The 26753-nt window shown below is 62.0% G+C and carries 27 protein-coding genes and 1 pseudogene; 12 read left to right on the plus strand and 16 right to left on the minus strand.

The window, feature by feature from the left end:
• Nucleotides 1–22: 22 nt before the first annotated feature.
• Nucleotides 23–466 (plus strand): pentapeptide repeat-containing protein, encoded by a 444-nt coding sequence (locus tag DXY02_RS03985; protein WP_114988130.1) that lies wholly within the window; start codon nucleotides 23–25, stop codon nucleotides 464–466.
• On the opposite strand, the gene DXY02_RS03990 is transcribed toward DXY02_RS03985, so the two are convergent.
• Together DXY02_RS03990 and DXY02_RS03995 are read right to left on the minus strand one after the other, a co-directional pair.
• The gene (locus tag DXY02_RS03990) at nucleotides 467–3388 is read right to left on the minus strand and encodes a DUF3769 domain-containing protein (RefSeq protein WP_114988131.1); all 2922 of its coding nucleotides are present in this window, start codon (nucleotides 3386–3388) and stop codon (nucleotides 467–469) included.
• 74 nt (nucleotides 3389–3462) lie between these two features.
• Nucleotides 3463–3582 (minus strand): photosystem II reaction center protein I, encoded by a 120-nt coding sequence (locus DXY02_RS03995; RefSeq protein WP_006042333.1) that lies wholly within the window; start codon nucleotides 3580–3582, stop codon nucleotides 3463–3465.
• Nucleotides 3583–3646: 64 nt separating this feature from the next.
• On the opposite strand from DXY02_RS03995, the gene DXY02_RS04000 reads away from it, so the two are divergent.
• Nucleotides 3647–6586, plus strand: a complete 2940-nt coding sequence (locus tag DXY02_RS04000) for a glycoside hydrolase family 38 C-terminal domain-containing protein (RefSeq protein ID WP_114988132.1) — start codon at nucleotides 3647–3649, stop codon at nucleotides 6584–6586.
• On the opposite strand, the gene psbN is transcribed toward DXY02_RS04000, so the two are convergent.
• Nucleotides 6574–6714: a photosystem II reaction center protein PsbN gene (psbN, locus tag DXY02_RS04005; protein ID WP_011363291.1), complete on the minus strand. Its 141-nt coding sequence runs from the start codon at nucleotides 6712–6714 to the stop codon at nucleotides 6574–6576. The two genes, DXY02_RS04000 and psbN, sit on opposite strands and share 13 nt — an antisense overlap.
• An 84-nt stretch (nucleotides 6715–6798) precedes the next feature.
• Here psbN and psbH point away from each other — a divergent pair, with 84 nt between their 5' ends.
• From psbH to DXY02_RS04025, 4 genes are read left to right on the plus strand one after another with little or no spacing between them, the layout of a single operon-like run.
• Nucleotides 6799–6999, plus strand: coding sequence for a photosystem II reaction center phosphoprotein PsbH (gene psbH, locus DXY02_RS04010; protein ID WP_006849996.1), 201 nt, complete (start codon nucleotides 6799–6801; stop codon nucleotides 6997–6999).
• A 9-nt stretch (nucleotides 7000–7008) separates the two neighbouring features.
• The gene (locus DXY02_RS04015; protein WP_114988133.1) at nucleotides 7009–7239 is read left to right on the plus strand and encodes a TatA/E family twin arginine-targeting protein translocase; all 231 of its coding nucleotides are present in this window, start codon (nucleotides 7009–7011) and stop codon (nucleotides 7237–7239) included.
• A 14-nt stretch (nucleotides 7240–7253) separates the two neighbouring features.
• Nucleotides 7254–7871 (plus strand): aminoacyl-tRNA hydrolase, encoded by a 618-nt coding sequence (pth, locus tag DXY02_RS04020; protein ID WP_114988134.1) that lies wholly within the window; start codon nucleotides 7254–7256, stop codon nucleotides 7869–7871.
• The gene (locus DXY02_RS04025; protein ID WP_114988135.1) at nucleotides 7871–8128 is read left to right on the plus strand and encodes a DUF3146 family protein; all 258 of its coding nucleotides are present in this window, start codon (nucleotides 7871–7873) and stop codon (nucleotides 8126–8128) included. Before pth ends, DXY02_RS04025 begins: the two co-directional genes overlap by 1 nt.
• Here DXY02_RS04025 and DXY02_RS04030 read toward each other — a convergent pair.
• From DXY02_RS04030 to rph, 4 genes are read right to left on the minus strand one after another with little or no spacing between them, the layout of a single operon-like run.
• A complete protein-coding gene (locus tag DXY02_RS04030) occupies nucleotides 8106–8552 on the minus strand; it encodes a resolvase (protein ID WP_114988136.1) in 447 nt (148 codons plus the stop codon). The genes DXY02_RS04025 and DXY02_RS04030 overlap by 23 nt on opposite strands.
• Nucleotides 8549–9700: a DUF3084 domain-containing protein gene (locus DXY02_RS04035; RefSeq protein WP_114988137.1), complete on the minus strand. Its 1152-nt coding sequence runs from the start codon at nucleotides 9698–9700 to the stop codon at nucleotides 8549–8551. The genes DXY02_RS04030 and DXY02_RS04035 overlap by 4 nt, the downstream gene beginning before the upstream one ends.
• A gap of 27 nt (nucleotides 9701–9727) precedes the next feature.
• Nucleotides 9728–10444, minus strand: a complete 717-nt coding sequence (ntcA, locus tag DXY02_RS04040; RefSeq protein ID WP_114988179.1) for a global nitrogen regulator NtcA — start codon at nucleotides 10442–10444, stop codon at nucleotides 9728–9730.
• A gap of 58 nt (nucleotides 10445–10502) precedes the next feature.
• Nucleotides 10503–11246: a ribonuclease PH gene (gene rph, locus DXY02_RS04045; protein WP_114988138.1), complete on the minus strand. Its 744-nt coding sequence runs from the start codon at nucleotides 11244–11246 to the stop codon at nucleotides 10503–10505.
• Between the two features lie 145 nt (nucleotides 11247–11391).
• Here rph and DXY02_RS04050 point away from each other — a divergent pair, with 145 nt between their 5' ends.
• Together DXY02_RS04050 and dcd are read left to right on the plus strand one after the other, a co-directional pair.
• On the plus strand, nucleotides 11392–11991 hold the full coding sequence (locus DXY02_RS04050) for a cob(I)yrinic acid a,c-diamide adenosyltransferase (protein ID WP_114988180.1): 600 nt from the start codon (nucleotides 11392–11394) through the stop codon (nucleotides 11989–11991).
• Complete coding sequence (dcd, locus tag DXY02_RS04055; RefSeq protein ID WP_006849961.1) at nucleotides 11991–12584, plus strand: dCTP deaminase; 594 nt, start codon at nucleotides 11991–11993, stop codon at nucleotides 12582–12584. Before DXY02_RS04050 ends, dcd begins: the two co-directional genes overlap by 1 nt.
• Nucleotides 12585–12594: 10 nt before the next feature.
• Here the strand turns inward: dcd and thyX are convergent, their stop codons facing one another.
• Together thyX and DXY02_RS04065 are read right to left on the minus strand one after the other, a co-directional pair.
• A complete protein-coding gene (gene thyX / locus DXY02_RS04060) occupies nucleotides 12595–13317 on the minus strand; it encodes an FAD-dependent thymidylate synthase (RefSeq protein ID WP_114988139.1) in 723 nt (240 codons plus the stop codon).
• Between the two features lie 44 nt (nucleotides 13318–13361).
• The gene (locus tag DXY02_RS04065) at nucleotides 13362–13937 is read right to left on the minus strand and encodes a thioredoxin domain-containing protein (protein WP_114988140.1); all 576 of its coding nucleotides are present in this window, start codon (nucleotides 13935–13937) and stop codon (nucleotides 13362–13364) included.
• Between the two features lie 63 nt (nucleotides 13938–14000).
• On the opposite strand from DXY02_RS04065, the gene DXY02_RS12885 reads away from it, so the two are divergent.
• A complete protein-coding gene (locus DXY02_RS12885; protein ID WP_244276135.1) occupies nucleotides 14001–14504 on the plus strand; it encodes a hypothetical protein in 504 nt (167 codons plus the stop codon).
• A gap of 87 nt (nucleotides 14505–14591) precedes the next feature.
• Here DXY02_RS12885 and DXY02_RS13055 read toward each other — a convergent pair.
• Nucleotides 14592–16484, minus strand: a pseudogene (locus DXY02_RS13055) (transglycosylase SLT domain-containing protein); the annotation flags it as partial.
• A gap of 135 nt (nucleotides 16485–16619) precedes the next feature.
• On the opposite strand from DXY02_RS13055, the gene glmM reads away from it, so the two are divergent.
• Nucleotides 16620–18014, plus strand: a complete 1395-nt coding sequence (glmM, locus tag DXY02_RS04080) for a phosphoglucosamine mutase (protein ID WP_114988141.1) — start codon at nucleotides 16620–16622, stop codon at nucleotides 18012–18014.
• On the opposite strand, the gene DXY02_RS04085 is transcribed toward glmM, so the two are convergent.
• Genes DXY02_RS04085 through DXY02_RS04100 form a run of 4 tightly spaced genes read right to left on the minus strand, consistent with a single transcriptional unit; the run spans nucleotide 18001 to nucleotide 22301 of the window.
• Nucleotides 18001–18954, minus strand: a complete 954-nt coding sequence (locus tag DXY02_RS04085; protein WP_114988142.1) for a BadF/BadG/BcrA/BcrD ATPase family protein — start codon at nucleotides 18952–18954, stop codon at nucleotides 18001–18003. The two genes, glmM and DXY02_RS04085, sit on opposite strands and share 14 nt — an antisense overlap.
• On the minus strand, nucleotides 18951–20267 hold the full coding sequence (locus DXY02_RS04090; protein WP_114988143.1) for an IctB family putative bicarbonate transporter: 1317 nt from the start codon (nucleotides 20265–20267) through the stop codon (nucleotides 18951–18953). The genes DXY02_RS04085 and DXY02_RS04090 overlap by 4 nt, the downstream gene beginning before the upstream one ends.
• A gap of 9 nt (nucleotides 20268–20276) precedes the next feature.
• Nucleotides 20277–20981 (minus strand): tRNA (guanosine(46)-N7)-methyltransferase TrmB, encoded by a 705-nt coding sequence (trmB, locus tag DXY02_RS04095; protein WP_114988144.1) that lies wholly within the window; start codon nucleotides 20979–20981, stop codon nucleotides 20277–20279.
• Between the two features lie 24 nt (nucleotides 20982–21005).
• Nucleotides 21006–22301 (minus strand): FIST N-terminal domain-containing protein, encoded by a 1296-nt coding sequence (locus DXY02_RS04100; protein WP_114988145.1) that lies wholly within the window; start codon nucleotides 22299–22301, stop codon nucleotides 21006–21008.
• A 69-nt stretch (nucleotides 22302–22370) separates the two neighbouring features.
• Between DXY02_RS04100 and DXY02_RS04105 the strand changes: the two genes are divergently transcribed.
• Both DXY02_RS04105 and DXY02_RS04110 read left to right on the plus strand, forming a co-directional pair.
• The gene (locus tag DXY02_RS04105; protein ID WP_114988146.1) at nucleotides 22371–22982 is read left to right on the plus strand and encodes a DUF3177 family protein; all 612 of its coding nucleotides are present in this window, start codon (nucleotides 22371–22373) and stop codon (nucleotides 22980–22982) included.
• Nucleotides 22982–23275, plus strand: coding sequence for a hypothetical protein (locus DXY02_RS04110; protein ID WP_114988147.1), 294 nt, complete (start codon nucleotides 22982–22984; stop codon nucleotides 23273–23275). Before DXY02_RS04105 ends, DXY02_RS04110 begins: the two co-directional genes overlap by 1 nt.
• Here the strand turns inward: DXY02_RS04110 and ileS are convergent.
• Together ileS and DXY02_RS04120 are read right to left on the minus strand one after the other, a co-directional pair.
• Nucleotides 23260–26184, minus strand: coding sequence for an isoleucine--tRNA ligase (gene ileS / locus DXY02_RS04115; protein WP_114988148.1), 2925 nt, complete (start codon nucleotides 26182–26184; stop codon nucleotides 23260–23262). The genes DXY02_RS04110 and ileS overlap by 16 nt on opposite strands.
• 27 nt (nucleotides 26185–26211) lie before the next feature.
• A complete protein-coding gene (locus DXY02_RS04120; protein WP_114988149.1) occupies nucleotides 26212–26706 on the minus strand; it encodes a Ycf66 family protein in 495 nt (164 codons plus the stop codon).
• Between the last annotated feature and the right edge of the window lie 47 nt (nucleotides 26707–26753).

Here is a 26753-nt window from a genome sequence, read left to right on the forward strand (position 1 = left end):
TGCATTCGGAGGTTGGATCTCAATGGCCCATTTGCTTTCGCGGTTGTTGCTGCCGTTTGTGCCCCTGTTGGTCGTTGCCGGTGTGGCTCCCGTTGGTGGCGTTCCACTTCAGGTTGAGCCCCATGATCCGTTGGACCGCAGCTGTCCAGGCTGTGACCTCCGCGAGGTGGATTTCCGTCAGGCCCATCTGATCGGCGCTGATTTTCGGGGCAGTGATCTGCGCGGTGCTGATCTGCGGGACGCGAATCTGGAAGGGGCGGACCTGACCGGAGCGTTGCTCGAAGGTGCTGACCTGCGGGGAGCCAACCTCACCAATGCCGAGCTGTCAGGCGTGGATCTGCGCAATGCCGATCTACGGGAGGCGCAGGTGATAAACGCCTATGCCCCGAACGTGCGGACCTCCGGCATGCGCTATGCCGGAGCTTCACTGTTTGGTAGCGATCTGATCATCGGGGGCGGTGATTAATCAGAAGGGTCGATCCACGTTGGTGGTTTTCATCCAGTTCGTTGGGATGTAGGGCACAAACGGCACGCCAGTGCCCTTGAAGTCAAAGTCGTGGAGTCTGAATCGGAAACCGCCGATGCCTTCGTAGGGATTGACGTAGAACCCGACGTCATAGCTACGTCGTTGCCATCTAAGTTCGATGTTGGAATTAATGACATTGCCGTAGTACTCGGAAGCTGGATCCACATTGACTCCAATGCCGGCATCTAGGACTAAGGGACCAGCGATCTGCTGGGTGATGCCAATGCCAAGGGTGCCCAAGTCGATAGCCTGGTCGAAATCAAAGGGGCTTGAACCATTTTTGAGTGTGGCACTACCGCTGATCGTCAGTTTTGTGTAGTCCAGGAAGGCTTTGCTGAAGGTTCCCAGGGTGAGGGTTGGCCCCACGGACAAGCTGAGCGTGCTTTGACTGGTGCCATCGCCATAGGACGACAGGAGGGTGTTGATATTGGTGTTGAACCGTAGACCTGGAACTATGGCTACCGGTGAGTAGCGGTAGGCGTCTTCAGGGGTCAAAGCGGCTGATTCCCCGCGCCAGATCGGATAAGAGCTGTTGATAGAGCCGTAGAAGTTGGCACGAAGCTTTTCGGTGAGATTGGTGTTGGTATGACTGTCCGCCTGGTAGTTGCCCACTCCGATTCGCCAGATGTAGGAGTTACTCAGCTCGCCCAAGTCGAAGGATTTTCTCTGTTCGATGAATCCACCCAGCGCTGAGTAAACATTGGTTTCGCCCAGGGAGCCATTCCAAGATCTGTAGCGGTACGCGCCAAATAGTCGAGCGGTGACGTCGCCTAACCATGGCAGCTCAATATCATTTTCAATAGAGCCCCAGTAACGGCTGCCACTAGCAAAGTTCTGCGGTTTGAAACTGCTGATGTCGGCATTCAGGGTGATGTCCCAATCCCAGATCTGGCCCTTGAGTTCGGCTTTAAGGCCTAATAGATCTGCTGCTGTAGTGGGCTGGTCGACATCTTCACTATCGGCTGATTCACCCTCTGCCGGATAGCTACTGGTTTCGCCGTTGTTGGCGCGTTGCACCATCAAATGGGGTTCCAGTCTCAGGGTGAAATCGCGGGTCAGTTCAATTGGCTTGAGATTTCGACCAATGAAGAAGCCGTCACGATCCCTGTCGTCGAACCCAAGGATCCAACGGTTTTCCACATCTTCCTCTCCTTTTATAAGTTGTCGACGGGTTAATGGGATGGGCAATCGCTCTTCGAGGATTAGGCGGTTTCGCCGCGCAGAGATAATCATGTCGCCATCGGCTTGTTCCCGTGCGACCACGTCCTCTGCATCGATCCTTGTATGTGTCGGTGTGAAAGGGTCGTTGCTGAAGCCCATTCGGTCGGCCTCCCATCCATTGTTTTTGATTAAGACCTCTGATGCCTGAACTCTCCAGCGGCTAACTCTGCCACTGAGAAGTTGTGTTTTCTCTAGGTTTTTGAGTTGAGTAGGTCGAATTGCTCCGAAGCGATTTTCATTCCTGATCGAGGAATTCGAGCGTTGGGTCAGGCTTCCAACGCGTGGTTCGATGATGAAGCTGCCTTTTAAAGCGATTTGCGAGATGCGCTGATCGATGTTGGATATTGCGTTCGCCCGCATGGCTTGCTGCTGGCCTGGCGGAATTGTTTCTTCTGTAGGTTTGCCATAACCCGAGACATTGCCTTGCGGCTCACCTCCGTCTCCGAGGGCAATCGATTCGAGTCGTTCTGAAAGGGAGGAGGGCTTGACGTGCTTGTTGCGATCCGGTGCTTCACACTCCGGCAGTGGAGGCATCAAGGTGCGCTCTACCTGGTGTGTATCTTGCCCCCAGCGGTAGCGGAGCCCGAGCAAGTAGCCATTGCTCCCCCCTGAGACTCCGTCAAAGAGGCCAAAAGCTCCTGAGCGGTGGTGAATCCGACCAACGAGTGACAAGTCGGGAGATACAGCGGCTTCCACTTCGAAGCCGAGATAGTTCAGAAGCTGGCTGCTTTTCTCCCGGAAAGTTTTCTCATAGAGGCTGACATCGGTGTAAAAACTGATGCCCTCAACGACGCTGAAACTCAGCCAAGGCTGCACCCACAAGCGTGCTCCGATCCCCAAAATCCCTTCCCCAAAGCTTTGGGACGGGAGATCAGCATTGGGCTGGCTTTGGTTGTAAGCGCCACCTTGTTGTTGGTCCGCGATGTGGCTGAACAGGTCAGCCTCAAGTTCAATGGCAAGCGGGCCAGCTCGCTTGATTCGCTTCTGTAAGCCGACGCCCAGCAGGCCTTCGGGACGCATTCGACCGTCGAAAAGGAAAGTCGGGCCGAAGTCTGCATCAATCATCTGCCCGCCCCAGGCCGTTACTGCCCAGGGATGGGGATGCCAGTCGGGGACCGGAGGAAGCAGTGGTGGACAGGCCACGGTCGGCATGTCTTGACGGCCGGCTGATGTGGGTGACTCCGGTGGGTCTGATGTTGCTTGAGAGCTAGTTAATGGATTAGTGAGGGGCTCCTCGAGGTCGATGACCCCGTAAACATCATTGAGCAGTCCTTCCTGTTGAACGAGGTTGTAGCGGAAGCTTGACGCTTGAAAATATTGACTGCCGCGCCTGAAGCGGACAGCGCCGCGTGCGTAGAGCGTGCGGTAAGCCGCATCAAATTCGACCCGATCGGCGTGCAGTTCGGCGTTCCCGAGTTGAACTGAAACGTTGCCCTCGGCGACGTTGGCTTTCGACTTGGTGTCGGCGTATTGACGGTCAGCGCGAACGTTGAGGCTCGCCGCTGACGTTGCAACGTTCTCTGGCGTTGATTCAGCCGAACCGGCCGCTGCGGGCAATACGGATACCGACCCTGTGATCAGGGTTCCGGTCAATACAAAAAAAAGGCGGAGAGCCGCCAAGGCAATGATGCTGCGGCTCATGAGCTTGACAGCTCATTTCAGAAATCATGCTCCGATCAGACCAGTGTGTGGCGCGGTCTGATCGGGAGACGGCATCAATCTTCCAGGTCTTTGCGGCTAGGGGTGCGGCTTGGATCGCTCGCAAGGAACCCGAACACGAAGATGCCGAGGAAGAAGAAGACGACCGAGTAAACGGAGATCTTGAGGGCGAGCATGGAGACCGACCGGCGTCTGTGACAAGGGCATCATCCTATGGGGCATGACAGCGTCAGTAGGGGAATGGACCCTGATCAAGTCGGTCGATCGGAGTGGATTGAAACGTTTCGCAGTCGCTCGCGTTGTGATCTGCGTGCCGGGTGGCGCCGCTCAGGCTCCGCCCAGGCTGGGTTTTTTCTCGATGAAAGCTGGGGATCAACGCACCGGCCGGACTGGGCCAAGCGCGGTCTGCTGATCTGGCCCAGGGGACGCCAATGGTTGCGTCTTGAGCAGCGATTGAGTTGGCCTGATGGTTGGAGTAACCGTGATTCCTGCCGTGCCCGGCTGGTGCTGAGCTGGTGGGCTGAGCAGATGCGTCTCTGGGTGGATGGCGTGTTGGTGCATGAGGGTGATCTGTTCGATACCGCCTGTCGCTGGCCGCTGCCTGGGCGTTGTCGTCAGGGGGCTGCCCTGGATTTTGTTCTGGAGCTCTGCAGTCCCTTGCATGACGATGGAGCCCTGATCAGCAGTCATCTCGAGCTGGAGCCGCAGTCTGCAGGCTCCGACCCCGAGGGCTTGCTGTTGCCTGCGGCCCTGGAGCTGCATCTGGCGGCGGATGGAGACCTGCCCTCGCATTGGGCTGATCTGGATCCCAGCAGTGTTGAAGCGCAGGCTGCTGTTGCAACGCACCTGTATCAGGCAAAACCGCCGCGAGGGTCGTTGCATTGGCTGGGTCATGCCCATCTCGATCTGGCCTGGCTTTGGCCGGTCGCCGACACCTGGCAGGCCGCTGAACGCACTTTCCGATCAGCGCTGGCGTTGATGCGTCGCTGGCCCGAGCTGCGCTTTGCCCATTCCACGCCGGCGCTTTACGCCTGGGTGGAGCAACATCGGCCAGCTCTTTCTGCGGAGATCCAGGCGGCCAGTCGGGCCGGCCGCTGGGAACCGATCAATGGCCCCTGGGTGGAGACCGACTGTGTGTTGGTCAGCACGGCGTCGTTGTGGAATCAGTTCGCGCTCGGTCAGGACGACAGCCGCCGCCGCTTCCCGGAATGGACCCATGAACTGGCCTGGTTGCCGGACAGCTTTGGCTTCGCTGCTGGCCTGCCTGCCGTGGCGTCAGCCACCGGTGTGCGCTGGTTCTGCACCCACAAGCTGGCCTGGAATGCTGACAACCCTTTCCCCCACCGCTTGTTCCGCTGGCGCGCACGGGGACAGTCGGAACTACACAGCCTGATGCTGCCGCCGATCGGGCGCCGCGCCGATCCTTTGGAGATGCTGGACGAGCAGCGGGCCTGGCATCAGGCCACGGGGCTGGAGGCGGCGCTCTGGATTCCAGGCGTTGGTGATCACGGTGGTGGTCCTACCGAGGAGTTGCTGGAGCAGATCGAGCTCTGGGAAGGGCAAGCGGCCGCCGTGCCCACCCGTGCCGGCACGGTGAGGGAGTTCTTGACCGAGCTGGAGCAGGGCGATCAGGCCTTGCCGGTGTGGCGAGATGAACTCTTCCTGGAGTTGCACCGCGGTTGCGCCACCAGCCGTCCCGATCAGAAGCGCCACAACCGGACGCTCGAGCGGCTTTTGCGGGAGGCTGATGCAGTCTCAGCCCTGTTGGCGATCGCAGGTCGCGACAGCGGCAGCAGCGATTGGCGTCCGCTGTTGTTCCAGCAGTTTCACGACATCCTTCCGGGTACCTCGATCCCGGAGGTGTTTGACCAGGCGGAACCGGTCTGGCGCTCGGCCCGGCGCCAGGTCCGCCAGGAACGCGACCGGCGGCTGGCAAGGCTGCCGCGTCCGGAGGACACAGCAGCGGTGTGGAGTTGGTGGGGTCTGCAGCCCTTGGCGTCCTGGTCGCCTCTGGTTCGCCTTCCTGCGGGATCGTGGTCAGCGGACGCCGTTTCACTGCCGCAGCAAAACGCCGCTGCTGGTGGTACCTGGGTGCAGCTACCGCGTCAGCACGGGATTTGTTCGGTGCCGCTCCGGCGTGAACCAGGCTGGACGTCCTGCGCGGCTGAGCCCCGTCAGGCTGTGGTCATCACGCCGCTGGGGGCGGGAGCTTGGCGTGTGGGTAATGGTCTGATCGAGCTCGATGTCTCCTCGGCCGGACTGCTGGCTTTGCGGGATCGCGATGGACGGGATCAGTTGTCGTCTTCCCTGCAGTTGGAGCGCTATCGGGACCGGGACGAATTCTGGGATGCTTGGGATCTTGCGGCGGACTACCGATCTCAGCCCCTGGGTGTGCTTTGTACGGATTCCCTGGAGTGGCTCGATCAGGGCCCCCTGGTGGCGCATCTGGTGCTGCGGCGCCAGCTCGGTGCCAGTTGCATGCGTCTGGACCTGCGGCTGAAGGCTGATACGCCCTGGCTGGAGCTGATCTGCGGTATCGACTGGCGCCAGACCCATGAGTTGCTGCGTCTTGAGCTGCCGCTGGCGACCCCCGCCGTCCGCATCGCTGCCGACACCAGTGGAGGGGTGATCGAACGGCCGGCTGCACCGATGACGGCTCGGGAGCAAGCCCGTTGGGAAGTGCCTGTGATCTCCTGGTTCGCCTCGCAGTCGGCGGCTCCCGGAGGCGGGATGGCTGTGTTGCTGGACGGCCCCCAGGGTGTGGATTGGTCTTCAGACCGACTTGGCATTTCGCTGCTGCGGGGCCCGACCTGGCCAGATCCCAGCGCTGATCAGGGGTGGCATCGCCAGCGCTTGGCCCTCATGCCGTTCGCCGGCTCATGGAGCGATGCTGGTGTGTCTCAGGCGGCCATTGCCTTTCGTGAGCCCGGGTGGTGTGCGGACTTGCCGGCGGAGCAGCATCAATGGTTTCCATCGCTGCCGCTTCCACTCACGCCGGTGGGGTTGGAGCGCCATGCCGATGGTTGCGTGCTGAAGCTGCTCAATTCGGGATCAGCGCGCTGTCGCTGGACTCCCGGAGCGGGGTGGAGGGTCCGCAGGGAAGCCGACTCAATGGCCGCTTCTGCCGTGGTGATCACCCCAGGAGAACTCGTCTCCCTGGTGGTGGATCAGTCCTCGTGATCGTCGAACGGGTCGTCGAGTGCTTTTGATGGAGGGCCAAAGGCCTGATACACGCCAAATCCGGTGAGTCCGAACAAAACGGCGAGCACGCCAATGGCGACGGACAGAGCTGGGGACGACGTTTCCATCACATCTCTCGACAGGATCAACCCCGAACCGGAGTCGGCCCCTACAGTATCGAGACTTCTAACCACCCGAGACCCGGCGTCGCCATGGCACAACGCACCCGTCTGGGAGACCTTCTCCGCCCACTGAACTCCGAGTACGGCAAGGTGGTTCCCGGATGGGGCACCACTCCCGTGATGGGCATCTTCATGGTGCTGTTCCTGGTGTTTCTGCTGGTGATTCTTCAGCTGTACAACAAGTCCCTCATCCTCGAGGGCATCAACGTGAACTGGAACGGCCTCGGCTGATCTGCACCCATGAACATCTTCGGCGTCGGTCTCCCCGAAATGGCGGTTATCGGCGCCGTTGCCTTGCTGGTTTTCGGGCCGAAACGCCTGCCTGAGCTTGGTCGGACTCTTGGTAAAACCCTGAAGGGCTTCCAATCCGCGTCCAAGGAATTCGAACGCGAGATCAACAAAGCAATGGCTGAACCGGAAGTTTCCAGTGAGGCTGCGAAGCCGGTTGAAGAACTTCCCCCCAGCGACTGAGTCGTTCCAGCGGTATGACCACTGATCTCAAGCTGGTGGTGGGTCTGGGAAATCCGGGTGCGAAATACGCCGGCACCCGTCACAACATCGGCTTCATGGCCCTCGAGCTTTTGGGTGAGCGCTCTGGGTTCAGTTTTCGTCAGCAAGCCAAGTTGCACGGTCTTGCAGCCGATACAGGGGTTGGCGAGCAGCGGCTGCGCTTGCTGATGCCTCAGACCTACATGAATGACAGCGGTCGTGCCATTCGTGCGGCTCTCGATTGGTTCGGCCTGGAGCCTCACCAATTGCTGGTGCTGGTGGACGACATGGATCTTCCGCTGGGTCGTTTGCGGTTGCGGGCCCAGGGCAGTGCCGGCGGGCACAACGGTTTGCGCAGCACCATTCAGCACCTCGGGACCCAGGCGTTCCCCAGGCTGCGGATCGGCATTGGTGCGCCGGCTGAGAACCCTGCCGAACGCCGCGCCCGAACGGTGTCCCATGTTCTTGGTCCGTTCAGCAAAGCGGAGCAACCCTGTGTCGGCGCTGTTCTCGATGCTGTTCTGGATGGGATTCAACGTCTTCAGCACCAGAGCTTTGAGCGCGCTGGAACCTGGATCAACGGCTTCCGCTATGACCTGGAGTCGGTCGACTGATGCCGGCACTTCCGGCGACAACGGCCCATTTGCGAGTGCTCCGCCAGTGCTTTCAAGCCAAGTGCGTGGAGGGTGAAGTCTCTGCTGGAGGCTTTGAGTGGCAGTTTTCCTGGGCCTTTGATTGCGGTGAACTGGTGGTGGAGCCTTCCCTGGGACGTGCCCTTATCGAGGATGCCCTGCGGCGGTTTCTGGTGCGTTCTGATTACAGGCTGGAACCGGGGGGTGATTACACCTTCATGGTCCGGGCCAGGTTCTGAGCGAGAACCTCGGAGCAGGCTCAGGCCATCTCAGGCGGCATTGCAGGTGCTCCTCAAGCATCACCAAAGCTGCAACAGCATCCAGATCCACCGGTGGAATGCGCAGTCCTGCCGGCAGCATCCGTCGCCAACCTCGAGCCGGCCATAGCGCCCAGTAACGCTGTCTCGCCCTCAGGGTTGTTCCCTGCTCCGGAACCACGGTGAGATGGCCCAGCCGTTCCAGTCGCTGGATCCAGGCTCGGCTTCCCGTGCCATCGCCGATCAGGATGCGATCGAGAGCTTGGTCTTGACTCCAGTGCTCCAACCAGGGTTCGACGGCCTCCGGGGCCAGCACATGCCCTTCGCGCACGAGGCCGAGCTGAAGATCGGCCAGCACAAGACCACATTTGCAGCGGCCTGGATCGAGGACGGCCACCCGTTTCATGGGGAGGCCTGAATGGAGACGACGACGGGATCGGCACTGTCGCTGACCCCTGCGGAAATCACGTCCAAGACCACGCTTTGGCTCGGTCCTTCCATCAGGGTCTGGGCCAGTTGGGAGAGGGCTGATCCATCGAATTGAAGGCCCTCGGTCAGGGACCCCCGCCGCTGCACCTCGGCATAGGCCGAGGCCAAGAGAAGGTTCAGCCGTGTGCGAATGCCCTCTGGAGTGCGTTCATTCGGTTGGAGTGTGGTGGTGGCCAGCACATCTCCGCGTTGGGTCACCGGCCGGTTCGGACGCACTTCTGGGAAGGCATACACCGCTGTTTCACCCCGCAGCACATTGGTGGCTGAGCGCAGCGAGATCACCCAGGTCTCCGGTTTGCGGATGATGCTTTGCAGGCGTTCCACATCGCTGCGCGGAACGCGGATTAACTGGCGTTCTGGTGCTTCGCCAGGTCGCACTTTCCCGTAGGCGTTGAGATTGGCCTCCTGCAACAGCCTGTCGACAGCCTGTTTGGCCTGGTCCGGAGCATCGAGTCGAACCGTTGCTCTTGCCAAGGTCTGTCCGCTGCTGATCACCACCGATCCACGCCGCAAGGCGACCAGATTGCGTTCCAGTTCTTTGAGTTCCTGCTCACCGGCACGGATGCGGCTGCGAACGCTGTTGAGTTCGGCTTCCGTGCGCTGGATGTCCGCATCGCGGGAGGCGATGTCCTGGCTGAGACGTTCACGTTCGGTTTCGAGTTGGGCCAGCTCCTTCTGAAGAGGAGCCAGTTCGAGGCGCAGGGTGTTGGCCCGTTGCTGTGATTGCTCGAGCTCAATGGCGATCCGTTTGGTTTCCGTTTGGGTCTTGTCCCGTTCCCGCTCGGCTGCCTTCAGCTGCTGACGGCTGTCTTGGAGTTTCTCCTGCAGGGCATCCAGTTCAAACAGGCCCACCCGCAACTGCCGGCTCACCAGAAGCATCAGGCCAAGTGAGAGTGCGCTGATCAGGCTGCCGGTCAACACCGTGATCAAAACGGCGGTGCGCCGTGGGCGCATGCTGAACAAACTCAGTCGCGCTTTGCCGACGCGGCTGCCCAAGCGGTCGCCCAGGGTCGACAGCACGCCCCCGAGCACCAACAGAACCAGAATCAGTGCCCAGCCGCTCATCGCTGCACAAGTCGGGCGATGGCAGGCCTAGCTGAAGCGTTTGGCCAGCGCGATCGGATCCAGAACGGTGATTTTCTTGCGGTCAATCTGAACCAGACCGGATTGACGCAAGTCTCCCAGCAGACGCGTGATTGTGACGCGTGTTGAGCCAATTGCTTCAGCGATGGCCTGATGGGACAGGCGCAGGTCGATGGTGATGCCCAGCTGATCTGCCACGCCGAAGTCCCTGCAAAGCACCAGCAGGAAGCTCACCAGTCGGGATGACATGTCCCGATGGGTGAGGGTTTCAATCATCGTCTCGGTCTGCAGAATCCGGCTGGAGAGACCCTGAAGCAAGCGCAGGCCAACGCTGGTGTCTGCTTCGATGGCGGCCTTCACGGAGGTCGCTGGTGCCGTCACCATTTCGACCCGGGTGAAGGCCACAGCGTGATAGAAGCGGTCGGACCGTTGGCCTGTCAGCAGTGACAGCACCCCGAAGAGGCTGTTCTCGCGGAGCAGGGCCACGGTGATCTCTTCTCCCGATTCGTAGACGCGGGACAGACGAACGGCCCCCCGGCGGATCAGGTACACCCGTTCTGCGGGATCTCCAGGGAAAAAGATGGTCTTGTTGCGATCCACCAGTTCACTGCTGGCGCCATCGAGATCCCGGATGATCTCCAGCAGAGAACGGTTGGCGGGCTCTGCGCTGGGAGCTGGAGCCACCATCTGCGGGGCGTATCGGCTGAAACCTCGGCTACTGGTCATGACAACCCCCTGGTGTGGCGAAGTTACGGAGCCGGCGGTGGCCGCCATGTAGCGGTTATTACGTAACGCTGCTGTGCTCGTTGAAGGCCTGGCGTTGCGCCTGCATCAGGGATGTCAATCCCGGCTCTGCTAAATCCAGCAGCTCATTGAGTTGGCTGCGACTGAAGGGCGCACCCTCCGCAGTTCCCTGGATTTCCAGCAGACGGCCATCGCCGGACTGCACAACGTTCAGGTCCACCTCGGCTCGGCTGTCTTCACTGTAGTCCAGATCCAGCAAGGCCTGGCCATCAACCAAGCCAACGGATACAGCCGCCACCTGATCGATCAGGGGCGATTGCTCCAGCACTCCCTGGTCCACCAGGGATCGGCAGGCTTGGTCCAGGGCGAGCCAAGCCCCGGTGATCGAGGCCGTCCGGGTGCCGGCGTCCGCTTGGATCACGTCGCAGTCGATCAGCAAGGTGCGCTCCCCTAGACGCTCCATGTCGATTACGGCGCGCAGGCTTCGGCCGATCAGCCGCTGAATTTCCTGGGTGCGACCCGAGAGTTTCATCAGCTCCCGTGATTGCCGCTGTGGGGTGGATCCGGGCAGCAACCGGTATTCGGCGCTGAGCCATCCCAATCCTTCTCCCTTGCGCCAGCGGGGAACCTTGTCCTCCAAGCAAACGCTGCAGAGAACAGCGGTTCGGCCGGTGTGAACCACAAGGGAGCTCAAGGCAAACCCCATGGGATTCCAGGTCACCGAGAACGGTCGCAACTGCTGCGGGCGACGGCTATCAGTGCGTTGTTCAGGGGATTGGCTCATCGGTGGTGTGCAGTTTGTCAAGCCTCGCAGGCGGTTGGTTCTCGCCCTGTCCAAACACCATGGGTGGTGTCAATCCCCTTGTGGAATGTGATCTCGCCGCTACATTCAAGGTCTTGCCGGGGTCGCCCGGACAGATGCTTCCGTGATGACCACAAGCCTCGCCGACCCCCAATCCTTCCAAAATTCCCTGGATCGGGATCAGCAGGCCTTGCAACGGGCGGGCCTGAGGCCCTTGCCTGCCGTCTCTGATCCGCCACCCCTACATCTGGTGGCTCCCGAAGGGCAGCTGCAAGTGCATACGGCGCCTTATCGAGGCAGTTTCGCCAGTGTTCTCAGCCAGGCCATGCGAGCTGCCGGCTTGGGCAGTCGTGTTCTGATCAGTCAGTTCCTCAAAGGGGGCGTGCAGCAGGGACCGGCCGGCCGGGTGCAGCTCTGCGGAGGCCTCGTCTGGCTGCGGCCGGAAGTGCCCCTCTGCCTTTCCTCGCCGGGGCATCCCGGTGGTGCGGAGGCGGTGGCTGAGGTTTGGTCCATCTGCCGTCAGCATCTGATCCAGGGAGATCTCGACCAGCTGGTGTTGGATGAACTCGGCCTTGCCGTGGCCTTCGGATACCTGGATGAAGCGGACGTGATTGCAGCCCTTGAGCAGCGGCCCGCTTCGATGGATGTGATCATCACTGGACCTGCAATCCCCGCCGGTGTGGTGGAGATGGCAGATCAAGTCACGGAGTTGCGCCGAGGTTTCTGATGCTCAAGTGCGATCGCTGGATCACTGAACAGGCCGGGCAGGGAATGATCGAGCCATTCCAGAGCGGTTTGGTCCGTCACCTTGAGCCGGAGCAGAAGCTGCGGCCAGTGCTGAGTTTTGGTTGCTCCTCCTACGGCTACGACCTACGCCTTTCTCCCCAGGAATTTCTGATCTTCCGGCATGTTCCAGGCACGGTAATGAACCCCAAGCGGTTCAACCCGGCCAACCTCGAACCCACTCCCCTTCATGAGGATGAAGACGGGCGATATTTCATTCTCCCGGCCCATTCCTATGGCCTCGGTGTGGCCTTAGAGAAGTTGAGGGTTCCCCCCAACATCACCGTGATCTGTTTGGGCAAGAGCACCTATGCCCGCCTTGGAATCATCGTGAACACCACCCCGGCAGAAGCGAGCTGGGAGGGTCACCTCACCCTTGAATTCAGCAACAGTTCTGGTGCTGACTGCCGCATCTATGCCGATGAGGGCATCTGTCAGCTGCTGTTTTTTGAGGGTGATCCCTGCTCGACCACCTATAGCGATCGACAAGGCAAGTACCAGCACCAACCGGAACGGGTGACGCTGGCCAAGGTCTAGTTCTTTCTGATTAGGGGGCCAAACGCGCTCGGTGCAGCCTGCTCTTCTCGTACCAGGCTGCAAATTCAGGGGCCCACTCCACCATGTGGGGCCACATCAGATCACAGAGCTGGCGGATCTCCAGCTGGGCATCGAGCTTGGCACGCAGGTCCATGAAGTGCAGGAACGCCCGCAGGCTGAAGCTCACCACAAAATGCTGGCGGTAGTCGAAGGGAAGGATGCCGCGGGCGTGCTCCTCGGAGAAGCCCGCCCTGAGCAGATCCCTGTAGCGCTCGGCGGCGCTCCGGCAGAGATCAAGATCCTGTTGGCGTAGTGCTTCGGTGTAGGCGTATTTCTTGCCCTGCCGATCGCTGTACTCGCCGATGGGCCGCAGATAGAACACCTCTTCCAGGTCCAGGGCTCCATCCGCTGCACGGCAGATGCGTTCACCGGTGTAACGCATCGACTGCACATCGAAGCTCACCCCAACCCGGTGGGTGCGGGCCTGCTGCATCACCGAGTGCGGGAACCAGCCCACGTTCAGCACGATCTGAGCATGCTCCATCGGGCCGTAGTGGCCGCGCTCTCCAGACAGCAGGCGTTTCACACAGATCTCTCCAGCCCGCTGCTCATCGGGCCAGTTGGCACGATCTCCGGCCACGAATCCTTCGCTGTAGTCCTGATGCATGGCGGCGTACACGCATTGCTGCGGGTTCGGAGTAGCTGCGATCAGATCGACCCGAAAGCGGTCCATGGGAGCGTCAGAGTGACGAGTTGTGGTGATCATGGCGAGGCGTGTCAACCATGGCTGCGGGGCCCCGCGTTGGCTGGGCTCGAGGCCCCTGCCATCGCGTTGTTCGCAGAGGGGGGCGTCAGCAGCTGGCTGATGTTGCCGACGCCAGGCAAGGCCGGCAACGGCTGATTTTCAAGCAGTGCTGTGGTGAGCAGCTGGAGTTCCTCAGCGCTGCGCAAGCCTAGGGATCGCCCCTTGGCTTCCCCCTCAGCATTGAAGAGGTTCAACTGGGGAATGCCGTTGACGTCGTAGCGATCAACCAGATCTTGCCAACGGGGGTTGTCGACGTTGACCAGAACAACATCGAGTCGATCGCGCGATTGCTTCTCCAAAGCCAGCATCGAAGGTGCCATCTCTCTGCAGACCTGGCACCAATCGGCGTAGAACTCGATCAGCGTTGGGCGTCCGTTGGTTAACGCTGTTTGTGGGTCGAGGGATCGTCTCGCCAGCTGCTCCATCGGACTTTCGCTCTGAATGCCACCGCGTAGGACAACCAGGCCCATGGCCAGAGCTACCGCAATCAGCACCAGCACCCATCGCTGCGCTGTACCCAGGGGCGAAGACTCCGGGGTGCCTGTCATCGCACGTCAACCGCAGCGATCACTCTGGCAGCTCCTTCGAAAGGCCGCCGCTACCTTGACGCCATGCCAATTCTGCGACTGCTGAGCCTTCCGGTTCGGGCGCCGTTGCTGACGGTGCTGTTTCTCGTTGCGGTTGTGCTCGGCAACCATTGGCAGATTGTTCAGCCCTCCTTCACGTCTCTCTATGGCGTGAGTGCGGCCTGGTTCTGGTGTCTCGTGCTGCTGCAGACGCAGGTGGTTGTCGTCTTCTGCACCATGCCCGATCTGCTGTTGCGCCAGGTGTCGTTGCTGATGGCGTCGAGCCGGGTGATGACGTTGGTGGTCACGCTGCTGGTGGTGATCACCGGTGGCATCTATCTGCTGAAGCTCAATGTGCTCACCGACGTGTTGATCCTGGCCTCAGCCGTGCTGTTGGCCAGGCTCGATCTCATCCGCATCGGTGTTCTGCCCGTCGCCGGGATCTGCCTGCTTCTGATGAGTTCGGTCGTGATCGCTGGCATCGTCGCCGGCACGCTTCTGCCCCATCCCAGCGCCAGTCTCTTTGCAGAACGATTGATCGCCGCCTAGGTAGCCGAGCAGATTATCCAGCACTTTCTTGGTGTAGAAGCGTGTTTCCGGGTAGGGAATGCGTTCCACCCAGAGCGCATCGTCGTCTTGATCCGTGGGTTGCACCCAAGAGGCCACAGCACCAGGCCCGGCGTTGTAGCTGGCAATGCTGCGGAAGGGGTCGCTTTCCCATTGCTCCAGCAAGTGGTTGAGGTAGCGCGCGCCCAGTTCGAAGTTGTCGGCGGGATCCTTCAGCATCAGCGTGCTGGTTGGTGCGTCAGCCATCTCTGTGGCTGTGGAGGGCATCAATTGCATCACGCCTACGGCCCCAGCAGGGGAGACGACACCAGGAGCAAAGCGTGATTCCTGTTTGGCGATCGCTCGCAACAGATTGGCCTGAACGCCTGCTTGCTCTGCCGCTGTCTGTATCTCAGCTTCGAAGAGGCGAGGGAATTGACTGCGATGCAGGAGAGTCCGTTGATGACAGCTCGGGTCACGCCAGCGGAGGCTGAGCCACCAGAGCTGGTCCAATCCCATCCAGGTGTCCCCGACGGCAAGGCGCAGCCTGCCTTCGGCGAGACGTTCTTCCGGTGGCGGTGGGGCTGCGGGGTCTGCCTCGGTCTGCCAGGCCTCCCAGGCGGCGTGCACCTGGCCCAGTCGCCAAAGCTCGTTCACCAGGCGGTGATGGCTGTTGAGCGGTTGCCAGGCTGGCGGCTCCTGCTGCGGGTCTGGGGATCGCAACGCCAGGGGTTCGGCCACACCCAGGTGCTCCATGGCGAGCCAGCGGTAGTAGCCCCCGGGGAAGGCCCCGATCAGGCGGCGCCAGGTGCGTTCTGCCTTGGTCGTTTCGCCGAGATGCTTGTGGCTAAGCCCCAACCAGAACAGCCGCCGCGTATCCAACGGTGGAGGCAGGGGGTCATCCTCATCGGGGCGTTCCAGCAGGGCGCGGGCGCGATCCCAATCCTCAGCCAGAAACGCTTCGCGGGCGAGGTCCCATTGGAGTTGCCAGATGTCGGGGTCGTTGGGCCAGCGGTTCAGGGCGGCATCCGCCCCGTCGCCGCCGGCGAGTCGTACGCGAGCTGCGGCAACAGCGGCTGAGCGCTCCTGAAGGGCGGCCGGAAGGGCATCCAGAACCCCATGCTGGGCATCAAGCGGTTCGCTCAGGATCCGCGCTGCTTCAAGGCTGGCGGGGTGGCTTGGGTGGCTTTGGGCCAGCGTCAGCAGCTGGGATGTACCCGCACCTGGGTCGCCATGCAGAAGCAGGGAACGACCGATGGCCAGCTGGGTCTCTGGGGAGGCCTCAAGCTCCTGAAGACAGGTCAGTGCGGTGTCGGCATGGCCTTGTTTTGCGAGTGCTTGCGCCAAGGTTTGGCGTTGGTGGGGTTGAGGTGCCTGCGCCCCCGTGGCCTCGCAGGCGTCACGCATCAGCTCAAAGGCGCCGGCTCGGCGCGCATTCCAACGGGCCAGGTGCAGGGCGCCTTGATGGCTTGCCAGCGCTTCGGAGCCATCCCGAGCCGCCAAGGTCAGTGCTGCGGGGTGCGCGGGTTGCTGCTGGAGCAGCTGCTGATGAAGAACGGGGTTTTTGTCGCCAAGCGCCAATCGCGCCCATGCGGAGCCGGGTGCTTCGGGAAAGCGATCCAACAGGAGCTGCCAGATCTCAGCAGCGTCCGATGGCTTGCCCTGGGCGGCAGCGGTGAGGGCTGCCCGTTCGAGCACCACGGCCGCCATCGGATCGCGCCCCCAGCCTTGGCCATGGAGCAGTTGCGGTGAACCATCCCTGGCCAGCATCAACAGGGCGGCTTCTCGACGGGTCTGCGGATCGATGGCCCAGCGGTAGTCCTGCCAGAGCCTTGCCTGCGAGACCTCAGGCGTGAGGCGCTGATGCTGCTTGTTCAGCAGTTGCTGCCCGCCCCATGCAGCCAACCCACTGAAGCCAGCAACCGAAAGCAGTAGCAGCGTTCCGATTCGCGGCCCTGCCTGCACAACCAACTTGGAGCTCATCGCATTCTGATGGTTCAAAGACAGTTGGCGAGCCTTTGATCGCCTGCAGGTCGTGGAGGGCAGACCTGCACCTGTCACGTCCTTGGGAATCAGCCTCAGAGGTGGTTCCTATGGTGCTGTCCACGATTGAGACCCATGGTTCAAAAGGCGTGCTCCCCGATCGGCCCCGCTCTCGGTGACGCTGCGCCAGGGTTTGGAACCGATGGGATCCGTGGGCTCGCCGGCACGGTTCTCACCCCCGCCTTTTGTCTTCAGGTGGGCTATTGGGTCGGTCGGGTTCTGCAGGCGGAAGGTCCTGTTCTGATCGGGATGGACTCCCGGACCAGCGGCAGCATGGTAGTTGCTGCCCTGACGGCCGGTTTGACGGCGGCTGGTCGCGATGTGTGGACCCTTGGGCTCTGTCCGACGCCGGCGGTTCCGTTGTTGATTCGCCAGCTGGGGGCCGCCGGCGGCCTGATGGTCTCCGCGAGCCACAACCCCCCTGCAGACAACGGCATTAAGGTGTTTGGGGCCGATGGCGCCAAACTCAGCGCCTCCCGTCAAGCCCAGGTGGAAGCCGGTCTGCAGGGGCAGACGCCCATGGCTGAGCAAGCAACATTCCGCTGCGGTGTGGCGCGATCCAGCGCCGATCTCCTGGATGGCTACAGAGAGGTGTTGCAGCAATCGGTGGCTGAACGCCGACTGGATGGCGTTCCCATCGTTTTGGACCTCTGCTGGGGATCCGCGACGGCGTGCGGTGCCGATGCCTTCCGTGCTCTGGGGGCTGATCTCACCGTGCTCCATGGGGAACCCGATGGCTCCCGCATCAACGTGGCTTGCGGGTCAACCCATCTGGAACCGCTGCAACGGGCTGTGATCGAGCGCGGCGCGGCGATGGGTTTTGCCTTTGATGGTGATGCCGATCGGATGCTGGCGGTGGACGGCCGCGGCCGGATCATCGACGGCGACCACGTGCTGTTTCTCTGGGGATCCGTGCTGCAGGAGCAGCAGGCGCTCCCCGATCAGCGGTTGGTGGCCACTGTGATGTCGAACCTTGGCTTCGAGCGTGCCTGGCAGCAGCGGGGCGGCACCCTTGATCGCACGCCGGTGGGAGATCAGCACGTCCATGCCGCGATGGTGGCCAGTGGCGCGGGCCTCGGTGGAGAACAATCCGGCCACATCCTTTCCGCCTCCCATGGGCTGTGTGGCGATGGTGTTCTGACCGCCGTTCAGTTGGCCACCTTGTGCCATGCCCAGGGCATCAGCCTGAGCGATTGGTTGGACCGCAGTTTCCAGGCCTACCCGCAGAAATTGGTCAATGTGCGGGTGATCGACCGTTTGCGCCGTAAGAACTGGAGCGCTTGCACTGCTCTCACCGACGCCATTGCTTCAGCGGAGCAGTCGATGGGCGAGACCGGTCGCATTTTGGTGCGGGCTAGTGGTACGGAGCCCGTCTTGCGGGTGATGGTGGAAGCCGAGCAGTCGGACGCTGTGGAGCATTGGACGGGGCATCTGGCCGCCGTTGCCGAGGATCATCTCAACGCGGCCTGAGGCTTAAGGCCTCGGCAATCAAGAGGGCGCCATCACAGGCATCGCCCTTGGCCTTGCCCCATCGGGCTTCGGGAATCGACTGATGGATGGCCTGTTGCACGGCTGTGCGGAACCCCTGGAGATGGGTGACGGCTCCTCCATGGCAGATCACCAGGGGGGAGCGCAGGGAAAGCTGCTGGGCCACGGTGCTGATGCAGCGGGAGAGGGCTGCTGCAGATCCCTTAACGATCTCCTCTGCGCCAGGGCAGTTCTTGGCTGCGGCTTCCACCACCAGTGGAGCCAAGGCTGCAAAGTCAGCCGTGCCGAAGTCCTGCTGCACCACCCGGGCTTTCACTGCGGCGTGGCTGTCGCAGCCCAGCTGATTCCAGATCTGCAGGCGCAGCGGATGGTCGGGCAGGCGTCCATCGGCCATGCGCAGGGTCAGCTGCAATCCCTGGTGGCCCAGATCAAAGGCCGAGCCGGCTCCATCGAGCAGCCATCCCCAGCCGCCACAGCGGTGTTCATGGCCGTTCTCGTCTCGGCCCAGCACGATCATTCCGGTGCCGCTGATCGCCAGGATTCCTGCTCCTTCAGGGATCGCACCTCGCAAGGCGGTGCGTTCGTCTCCAGTAACCAGCACCTTGGTCAAGCCTGTGTAATCACCGATGGCCAGGGCTTGCTCCACCAAACGTTCAGCACGCTGTTGCAGCGCCGTTCCGTGTTCGATGCCGCTGGCTCCCACAACGGCCGCCAGGATCACACCATCGGGGTGATTTTTCAGGGCCTGCTGCGCACTGGTGCTGATCGCCTCGAGGAAACGACGCTCACCCTGGGGGGCATCAAGGTGGCTGACCCCGGGGCCCTCGCCTTCTCCAACAGGCTGGTGCACGCCGTTCTGAACCACGCTGAGGCGGCAGCGGGTGTGCGTCTGTCCGGCATCGAAGCCAGCGAGCAGTCTCATGATTCCCTGGGTCGACTCACCAGGCTGGCCAGAGCAAACCAGCCGATCAGCTGCACTTCGGGGCGGAAGAAAATTGTGTCGGTGCTGCCCTGCATCAGCAGGCCAGCGATGGCAGCGAGGCTGGCGATGGATGCCAAGGCGCTTGGAGCATCGGCATTGAGCTGCTTGAGGCCCTGCCTCAGGCTGCTGGCCAGCAATCCCAGGCAGGCCAGCAGCCCAGGAATGCCGGTTTCCACCAGGATTTCCAATGGAACGGAGTAGGCACTGAGGGCGTTGAACTTCGGTTGCTGATACAGGGGATAGATGCTGTTGAAGGCCGTATTGCCAGGGCCGATGCCCAGCCAGGGACGGTCTTGCACCATCTGGATGGCCGCCATCCAGACGTTGATGCGGAAGTTGTTGGAACTATCCCCCCGTCCCGCCAGCAGGCTGGTGATGCGCGTGCGGATCGGATCGATCTGGGTGGCCGCCACCACAAGGCAAGCGGCTCCAACCAGCAGCATGGCCAGAGGCACAAGACGTCTCCAGAGCGGAGGCCAGTGGCGTGTCCAGCGCAGCAGCAGCAACACCAGCAGCACGGCACCGGCAGCAACCATTCCCAGCCAGCCGCCGCGGCTGTAGGTGAACAGCGTGGCTGTTGCTGCCAACACCAATGTGGTTCCGGCAAACAGCTGGGCTCCCACCCCACGCCAGCGCACCAGTGCGATCGCTGCGAAGGGAATCAGCGGCAGCAGGTAACCCGCCAGGAGGTTGGGGTTTCCCAGGGGGCCATAGATCCGAACGGTGCCGGCACTGATGGAATTCGGATCGGCCCAGCCCGCCAGTGCCTCGCTGGAGGCATACAGCTGTCGCAAAGCCAGAACACTGCTGAAGAGGCCGCCACTCAGCAGTCCGGCGATCAGCCGGTTCCACCATCGGCTGTTGCTCAGCAGCAGCTTGCAGAGCAAGGCATAAACGCCCAGGTAGCTGAGCAGTTTGATCAGGCCTTTGCTGGCGGCGATTGGAACTGGAGAACACCCCGTGGCCACAATCGCGATGGCCAGAAAAAGCATCAGCCAGCCCGAGATGGTTCCGATGCGCTGAGGTGGCGGACTGCAGAGGCACCAGAGCAGCCAAAGAACGCCGCAGGCTGCAATCACCAGGGCCAGGCCTGTGCGTGTGAAGAAAGGAAGACCCGTGAACAAGGCCAGCAGCAGGAATCCCGCCAGCCCTTCAAGGCGTTTCAGCACCGCCTGATCCGGAGTGATCACCCCCTGCCAGCGCACCAATAGGGCCCCACTGCTTGCCGTCTGGGTTGCATCCGCAGATGCCATCGTGGGGCTTCAGGTGGAGAGTGCTTCCGCCGGATTATCGATCTCCTGCCAGCGCTGTTCCAGATCTGACACGGAAGGAAGTGTATTTTGGTTCCGGCGATAGAGCACCCGGTAGATGGGGAGGTTTTGCTCAAGCACGTAGCGCTCCCGTTCCGTGGGAACTGAAAGCGGGTTGCTGGCGCGCCAGGGACGTTGGTCCTCGGCGGGGCGGTCGAAACAGTCGCTGAGTTCGGTGAGGGCCACCATCGGCTCAATCACGTCCAGAACATCGCTCTGCAGAAACAGCTCACGGCCGGGCTGCAGGGCTGTTGCGATGGCGAGCACAAGCGCCGGCTGCAGGACCCGGCGCTTGTGGTGCCTGCGTTTGAACCAGGGATCGGGGAATTGGATCGAGACCCGTTGCAGTCGGTCTTGCTTCAGGGCCTTCATCCAGCCTTCCAGGCTGATGTTGGCGTTGCAGAACAGGATCCGAACATTGCCGTGCTCCGAGGCGAGCGCGTCTTGATCGGCAGACGTCACCAGCGGTCGGCGGATTTCAACGCCGAGATGGTTCCAGTGGGGATCACGCTCGGCCAAGCCCAGCAGGCAGCGTCCACGGGCGCAGCCGATATCAAGGTGGATCGGCTGAGCAGGAACGCGAAACAGCTGCTCGGGTGGTGGTAATTCCAGCGGCAACTGGAAGAAGCTGCTGAGGGGATTGACGTGCTGACGCAAGGTTCTGAAGCGGTGCGATCCGGTTCAATCGAGATTGTCAGAGCCACTGCCGGAGGAGCTATCGGGGTCCTGGCGCAGCAAGCCCCAACAGGCGGTGTAGCCATGCAGATGTGTTGTCCCGCCGACGGGTCCGATCTCACCGTTGCAGAACGCTCCCGCCACAGGCAGGTCTGGCATCAGTTGACGCGCCAGGCTGATGTCGCCATCGGCTCGACCAAACAGCCCCTGGCCCCGTCCCAGGCAGGCCATGAGCAGTCCGAAGTGGACCGTGTCGCTTGAATCAGTTGTCGCTGCTTTGAGCAGGGCAACGGCTTCGTCCTGGGAGGCCGTTGCTTCGCGCAGGTGAAATTGCACGTTTTGGCCGGCGCGCACCCGCTCTGCAACGGCCACGGCACCATTGTTGGGATCGACTCCGATCAGGTTGCGGATCAGGAAGGCACTCGCTTCCGAGGCTGCTCCGTTGGTGTTCAGCCGCAGGCTGCTGCGTTCCACACCGAGGAACAACGAGTGACGCACCAGTTCGCGCTCCCGTTCGCTGAGGTCCGCCAGAACCCGTTGCAGGCAATTGATGGGGCTGGCCTTGGTGCTGCCATCACTGAGTTCCAGCAACACGTTGCGCTGCACCTGCTCGATTGAGAAGACCGGGCCGATGGGGCGGCATCCCTGGGCCACAACGGTTTCGAGCCGCCAGCTTCCCCCGATGGAACACACCACTGCGCCGGTGACGACCTGGTCATCCAGCAGCAACGATCCGTGCGGGCTGTTGTGGGGTGCGGCGATGCCGCCAATCTTTTCGGCACCCGGATAGGCGTAGTCCAGCCCGCTGATCAGGTCATTGATTCCACTGCTGGTGGGGTCGATCAGCAGGATCTGGCTGCGGGCAGCCTCGGGGGTGATGCCAACCCAGTCTTGCCATTGCTGGGCGGCTCCATCCAGATCAGGCAGCTCCTCGATGCTCAGGTGTTGAGTGGCGATCGATGCCCCCGGCAGGGAGAGCAGCGTCACGCTCAAAGCAGGTGTCTGCTCCAGTTCCGCGGCGCTGCCGTCGCCGCGGGTGCCCACCACGCCGCCACCGGTGCATCCGATCCAATGCTTCGCGCTGATCTGGGCGCGAAGCATCGGCAGCAGCCGCGGCAGGTCGGTGGCGTAACCCGTGGAGGTGAAGACGAGGGCGAGATCGGCTTCGCCCTTGGATCGGCCCAGTTGCTCGACCAGATCCCTTACGGCTTCATCCAGGGACGCTTTGCCAGACAATCCTGTCCGGCAACTGGCTTCAGCGCCCCCGGAGCGAAACCAGCTGAACGGTGCGAACGGTGCCATGAAGCGGACCCTATCAACCCTGGAGCACAGCTCGGGACGTTGATAATGGCGGCACTGTGACAGTCCCCAGTGAACGAGCTCACGTACCGCGCACTGGTGTGGCTGACCTATCGCCTGGCCGCCTCCTTCGCCGTTGGCGTGCCTCTGGTCCTGTTGATCTGGTCGTCCTGGCGTCGCGAGCCGTTGGTGCTTCGGCTGCTCGGGATCTATTGGAAAGTGGCCAGCCTGATGGCGATCAGCCTCTTGCTGCTGACGGATCAGCGGCCCTTGGGCTACGCCATGGCGGTTGTCGCACCGGTGTTGATGGTGATCAGCCTGTGGTTCTGGGTCGACATCAATGAGGAGCTGGCCGACCAGCCGCCCTGGCGTCCGCTGCTCCTTGCCGTGAAGGTGTGGCGTTGGGCATTCAGTGGGTTTGCTCTCATCAGCCTGGGCATGAGCGTGACGGGTTTGGGCTGCATGCAACAGCTGGAGTCCTCGGCATGCCTCACCTGGCTGGAAGCTCCTCAGGGCATCCATGGTCTTGCGGCCACGGTGTTCAATTTTCTGTTCGGTGGTTTGTGGACCGAGGCCGTTGCTGCCTTTGTGGGGTATGTCGCCCTGGTGGCTTACCTGGCTGGTTTGCTGCAGTGGCTGTTGGTGCGTTTGCCCCGTTACGGCCGCGTGGCGGGGGATTTCTGATGACTGACCAGGCGCTGGTTCAGGCCCTGGAAGAGCGAACGCGTGTTCAGCCCCAGCGGGTTGTCCGCCTACGGGGTCAGGTCGTGGATGAGCCGTTTGAGTTGCTGATCTTCCGTGGGTTCAGCAGCAGCACCACCCATCCAACCGCCTTTGACCCTGATGCCTCCGTTCTCCCTGAGGGAACCAGCCTCGATCATGCTGAGCTGCTGCAGGGACCCTTGTCGCCAGGTCAAGAGGTTGTCCTGGCTGGACCGATGCCGCCGAACGATCTCCTGGCTCAGGCCAACTGGTGAGTCCGGCGTTCCAGAACCCCAACACAGCGCCCACAGATGTGGGGATGTTCCTGGTGCTGACCCACATCCCCCTCGTAGTGCCAGCAGCGCTCGCATTTGGTTCCCCGCGCTCGGCTCACCTCGATCGATGCGAGCTCGTCGTCCTGGCTGGCCAGCACTTCGGCCCAGGGCTCGCCGCCAATCTGCAGTTTTGAGACCAGCAGCCAGTCCCGCAGACCGTCCACCTCGGGATCCCCCGTCTCACTTAGCCAGGAGAGAGCGGCCTGGAGTTCCGGACGGCGGGCGTCAATCCGCACGGCTGCCTCAAGCGATGCGCCAAGTTCCTGACGGCCGCGGCAATCTTCAAGCACTTTGTTGACAGCGGCGCGGAGCTCCCGCAGCTCTTGAACCGGAGCGCTGAGAGCAGCATCACGCCACTCGACTGGAACCGTCGGCCAGCCCCGGTGGAAGACCGATGTCTCCTCCACGGGGTAAGGCAGGTTCTGCCAGATGTCCTCGGCCATGTGACACAAGACAGGAGCGATCAGTCCGGCCAGGCGTTCGATGATCAGGGCCATCACGGTCTGGCAGCTGCGCCGGCGCTGGTCAGCGGGGGCACTCACGTAGAGCCTGTCCTTGGCGATGTCGAGGTAGAAGTTCGACAGATCGGTGACACAGAAGTTCTGCAGCAGCTGGAAGAAGCGGAAGAACTCGAAGCTTTCGAACGCTTCTGTGATGTCGTCCATCACCTCGGCCGTGCGCTGCAGCATCCAGCGGTCCAGCAACGGCAGTTCCGCAATCGGGATCGTGTCGGTTGCCGGATTGAAGTCGTGCAGGTTGCCCAGCAGATAGCGGCTGGTGTTGCGCACCTTGCGATATACATCGGCCAGCTGGCGCAGAATCCCGGCTCCGATCGGCACATCGGCGGAGTAATCCACCGAGCTCACCCAGAGCCGCAGCACATCGGCGCCGTAGGGCGGTTCCTGTTTCTGGTTTTTGCCCCCCTCGATGATCACCATCGGGTCGACCACGTTGCCGAGGGATTTGCTCATCTTGCGGCCCTTCTCATCCAAGGCGAAGCCATGGGTGAGCACCCGCTTGTAAGGAGCGTGGCCATTCACGGCAACAGAGGTAAGCAGTGAACTCTGGAACCAGCCGCGGTGCTGGTCGGACCCTTCCAAGTACAGGTCGGCGGGATAGCTCAGGTTGTCCCGCTGGCTGGCGACGGCAGCCCAGCTTGAGCCGGAGTCGAACCATACGTCCATGGTGTCGGTGCCCTTGCGCCACTGATCGGCCTGGTCGGCGTAGGCGGGCGGCAGCAGATCCGCTTCGTCTTTCTCCCACCAGACGTCGGCACCGTGCTCGGCGATCAACGCCTGGATGTGCTCCAGGGTGTCGGCGTTCAGCAGCACCTCGCCATTGCTGCGGTGATAAAAGACGGGAATCGGCACCCCCCAGGTGCGCTGACGGGAGATGCACCAGTCGCCCCGCTCCTTGACCATCGATTCGATTCGGTTGCGACCGGAAGCAGGGGTCCACTCCACGGCGGCGATCGCATCCAGGGCCTGTTGACGGAACCCTTCCACGGAGGCAAACCACTGTTCTGTGGCCCGGAAGATGGTGGGTTTCTTGGTGCGCCAGTCGTAGGGGTAGCGGTGGCCATAGGCCTCCTGCTTGAGCAGGGCCCCGGCGGACTCCAGCGCCTCAATGATCTTGGGGTTGGCATCCTTGAGCACATTCAGGCCCGCGAACGGCCCGGCCTCGTCCGTGAGGTTGCCGGCTTCGTCCACAGGGCAGAGCACCGGCAGGCCGTTCTTCTGGCCGGTGTGGAAGTCGTCGACGCCGTGACCAGGTGCGGTGTGCACGAGGCCTGTACCTGATTCGGTGGTGATGTAATCGCCCCCGATCACCACCGGACTGCTGCGATCCAGCAGCGGGTGGCGGTAGGTCAGCCCAGCGAGCAGAGCACCTTTGACGGTGGCGCGCCGGCTCAGTGGGCGCGCCAGGGTGCCGCTCAGCGTCTCGATCAGATCGGCAGCCACCAGCAGCAGTCGGCCTTCACCGTCGTCGGCCAGGGCGTATTCGAGCCTTTCATTCACCGACACCGCCAGGTTGGCCGGCAGCGTCCAGGGGGTGGTGGTCCAGATCGCCACCTGCAGGGCCTTCCCAAGGGCGTCCGTCTCCGTGGGCAGATCCAGGCCCTCGGCCTTGAGTGCATCCCGCAGCGCCGCTGGAAGCTCCACGGCTGGGAAGGCGGCGTAGACGCTGGGACTGGTGTGGCCGTCGGGGTACTCCAGTTCCGCTTCGGCCAAAGCGGTGCGTGAACTCGGGCTCCAGTGCACCGGTTTCAGACCCCGGTAGATGTGCCCCTTGAGCACCATCTCGCCAAACACCCGAATCTGAGCCGATTCGTACTCCTTGTGCAGAGTCAGATACGGCTGCTCCCAGTTCGCCCAGATGCCCCAGCGCTGGAAGCCTTTCATCTGGCCATCCACCTGTTTGCGGGCGTAGGCGGCAGCCTTTTTGCGCAGCTTGATCGCTGTCAGCGCCTTGCGCTGCTCCTGATCCATCGACTGCAGCACCTTGAGCTCGATCGGCAGACCGTGGCAGTCCCAGCCCGGTACGTAGCGCACTCGCCGCCCGTTCAACACCTGATATTTGTTGATGACGTCCTTCAACACCTTGTTGAGGGCATGCCCCATGTGCAGCGCACCGTTGGCGTAGGGCGGGCCGTCATGGAGGGTGAAGGTTGGGCCGCTGTTGTTCAGGCCCAGATCGCCGTCGATGCCGTGGTCTTTCCAGAAGCCCTGCAGTTCAGGTTCGCGTTGGACGGCATTGGCGCGCATGCCGAATCCCGTCTGCAGCAGGTTGAGGGTGTGTTTGTAGGAGGGGCGTTCCTCAGCGGCGGTGTCGCGCGTCTCCTTGCTCACGGGGTCCCTGCTCTGGCCTCGGGATTATCAGTCTTCGCCCTCTGGAGATGTGACCTTGGCGGCTTCGGCTGATTCGGTGTCGCTTGCGTCAGTGGTTTCGGGGGACTCGGGACGCACCCATTTTTTGCCCGTAACTCCTGATTTCCCGACCGGTTTGAGTTGTTTGGCAATGCCGCTGATGCCTTCGCCCACTCGGCCCGTGGTGATCAACAGTTGTTGAAGGCTGGTGCGCCAATGATCGAGCGAGGTAAACCGCTGCTGCTCGGTTTCGCTGAGGCTGTTCCAGCGGGCCTGTCCGACCTCGGATCCCAAGCGTGCGATCAACAGGCCGGCGCAGAGAACCGCCAGCATCGGTGCTCCCCGCAGACGGTCCGTGCTGGTGACCAGAACGAGACCCAGCAGCAAGACCACCGCGCCCCAAACACCATCGCGGGGACGACTGAGTTCAACGGCCAGAAGGGGAAGCAACAGGAGTGCCAGGCCGAGCAGGAGGCAGAGATCGCCGCTGAGGGTCGCAAGCATCCGAGGTGTGGCGGTCTGCTCCCATTCTGGTGCGATCTCTAAAGTCG

It is taken from the genome of Synechococcus sp. N19, from assembly GCF_900474045.1.
In the GTDB taxonomy this organism is placed as follows: Bacteria; Cyanobacteriota; Cyanobacteriia; order PCC-6307; family Cyanobiaceae; genus Parasynechococcus.

Coding starts and splice junctions, on each gene's coding strand:
- DXY02_RS04050 (WP_114988180.1), top strand. CDS start 11,392: ATGACCACAAGCCTCGCCGACCCCCAATCCTTCCAAAATTCCCTGGAT.
- DXY02_RS04065 (WP_114988140.1), bottom strand. CDS start 13,937: ATGACAGGCACCCCGGAGTCTTCGCCCCTGGGTACAGCGCAGCGATGG.
- DXY02_RS03990 (WP_114988131.1), bottom strand. CDS start 3,388: ATGAGCCGCAGCATCATTGCCTTGGCGGCTCTCCGCCTTTTTTTTGTA.
- thyX (WP_114988139.1), bottom strand. CDS start 13,317: ATGGACCGCTTTCGGGTCGATCTGATCGCAGCTACTCCGAACCCGCAG.
- DXY02_RS04100 (WP_114988145.1), bottom strand. CDS start 22,301: ATGGCACCGTTCGCACCGTTCAGCTGGTTTCGCTCCGGGGGCGCTGAA.
- DXY02_RS04000 (WP_114988132.1), top strand. CDS start 3,647: ATGGACCCTGATCAAGTCGGTCGATCGGAGTGGATTGAAACGTTTCGC.
- DXY02_RS04030 (WP_114988136.1), bottom strand. CDS start 8,552: ATGAAACGGGTGGCCGTCCTCGATCCAGGCCGCTGCAAATGTGGTCTT.
- dcd (WP_006849961.1), top strand. CDS start 11,991: ATGCTCAAGTGCGATCGCTGGATCACTGAACAGGCCGGGCAGGGAATG.
- DXY02_RS04085 (WP_114988142.1), bottom strand. CDS start 18,954: ATGAGACTGCTCGCTGGCTTCGATGCCGGACAGACGCACACCCGCTGC.
- DXY02_RS04090 (WP_114988143.1), bottom strand. CDS start 20,267: ATGGCATCTGCGGATGCAACCCAGACGGCAAGCAGTGGGGCCCTATTG.
- DXY02_RS04015 (WP_114988133.1), top strand. CDS start 7,009: ATGAACATCTTCGGCGTCGGTCTCCCCGAAATGGCGGTTATCGGCGCC.
- DXY02_RS03985 (WP_114988130.1), top strand. CDS start 23: ATGGCCCATTTGCTTTCGCGGTTGTTGCTGCCGTTTGTGCCCCTGTTG.
- psbH (WP_006849996.1), top strand. CDS start 6,799: ATGGCACAACGCACCCGTCTGGGAGACCTTCTCCGCCCACTGAACTCC.
- pth (WP_114988134.1), top strand. CDS start 7,254: ATGACCACTGATCTCAAGCTGGTGGTGGGTCTGGGAAATCCGGGTGCG.
- DXY02_RS04120 (WP_114988149.1), bottom strand. CDS start 26,706: ATGCTTGCGACCCTCAGCGGCGATCTCTGCCTCCTGCTCGGCCTGGCA.
- ntcA (WP_114988179.1), bottom strand. CDS start 10,444: ATGACCAGTAGCCGAGGTTTCAGCCGATACGCCCCGCAGATGGTGGCT.
- glmM (WP_114988141.1), top strand. CDS start 16,620: ATGGTTCAAAAGGCGTGCTCCCCGATCGGCCCCGCTCTCGGTGACGCT.
- DXY02_RS04035 (WP_114988137.1), bottom strand. CDS start 9,700: ATGAGCGGCTGGGCACTGATTCTGGTTCTGTTGGTGCTCGGGGGCGTG.
- DXY02_RS04110 (WP_114988147.1), top strand. CDS start 22,982: ATGACTGACCAGGCGCTGGTTCAGGCCCTGGAAGAGCGAACGCGTGTT.
- DXY02_RS04025 (WP_114988135.1), top strand. CDS start 7,871: ATGCCGGCACTTCCGGCGACAACGGCCCATTTGCGAGTGCTCCGCCAG.
- DXY02_RS03995 (WP_006042333.1), bottom strand. CDS start 3,582: ATGCTCGCCCTCAAGATCTCCGTTTACTCGGTCGTCTTCTTCTTCCTC.
- psbN (WP_011363291.1), bottom strand. CDS start 6,714: ATGGAAACGTCGTCCCCAGCTCTGTCCGTCGCCATTGGCGTGCTCGCC.
- rph (WP_114988138.1), bottom strand. CDS start 11,246: ATGAGCCAATCCCCTGAACAACGCACTGATAGCCGTCGCCCGCAGCAG.
- DXY02_RS12885 (WP_244276135.1), top strand. CDS start 14,001: ATGCCAATTCTGCGACTGCTGAGCCTTCCGGTTCGGGCGCCGTTGCTG.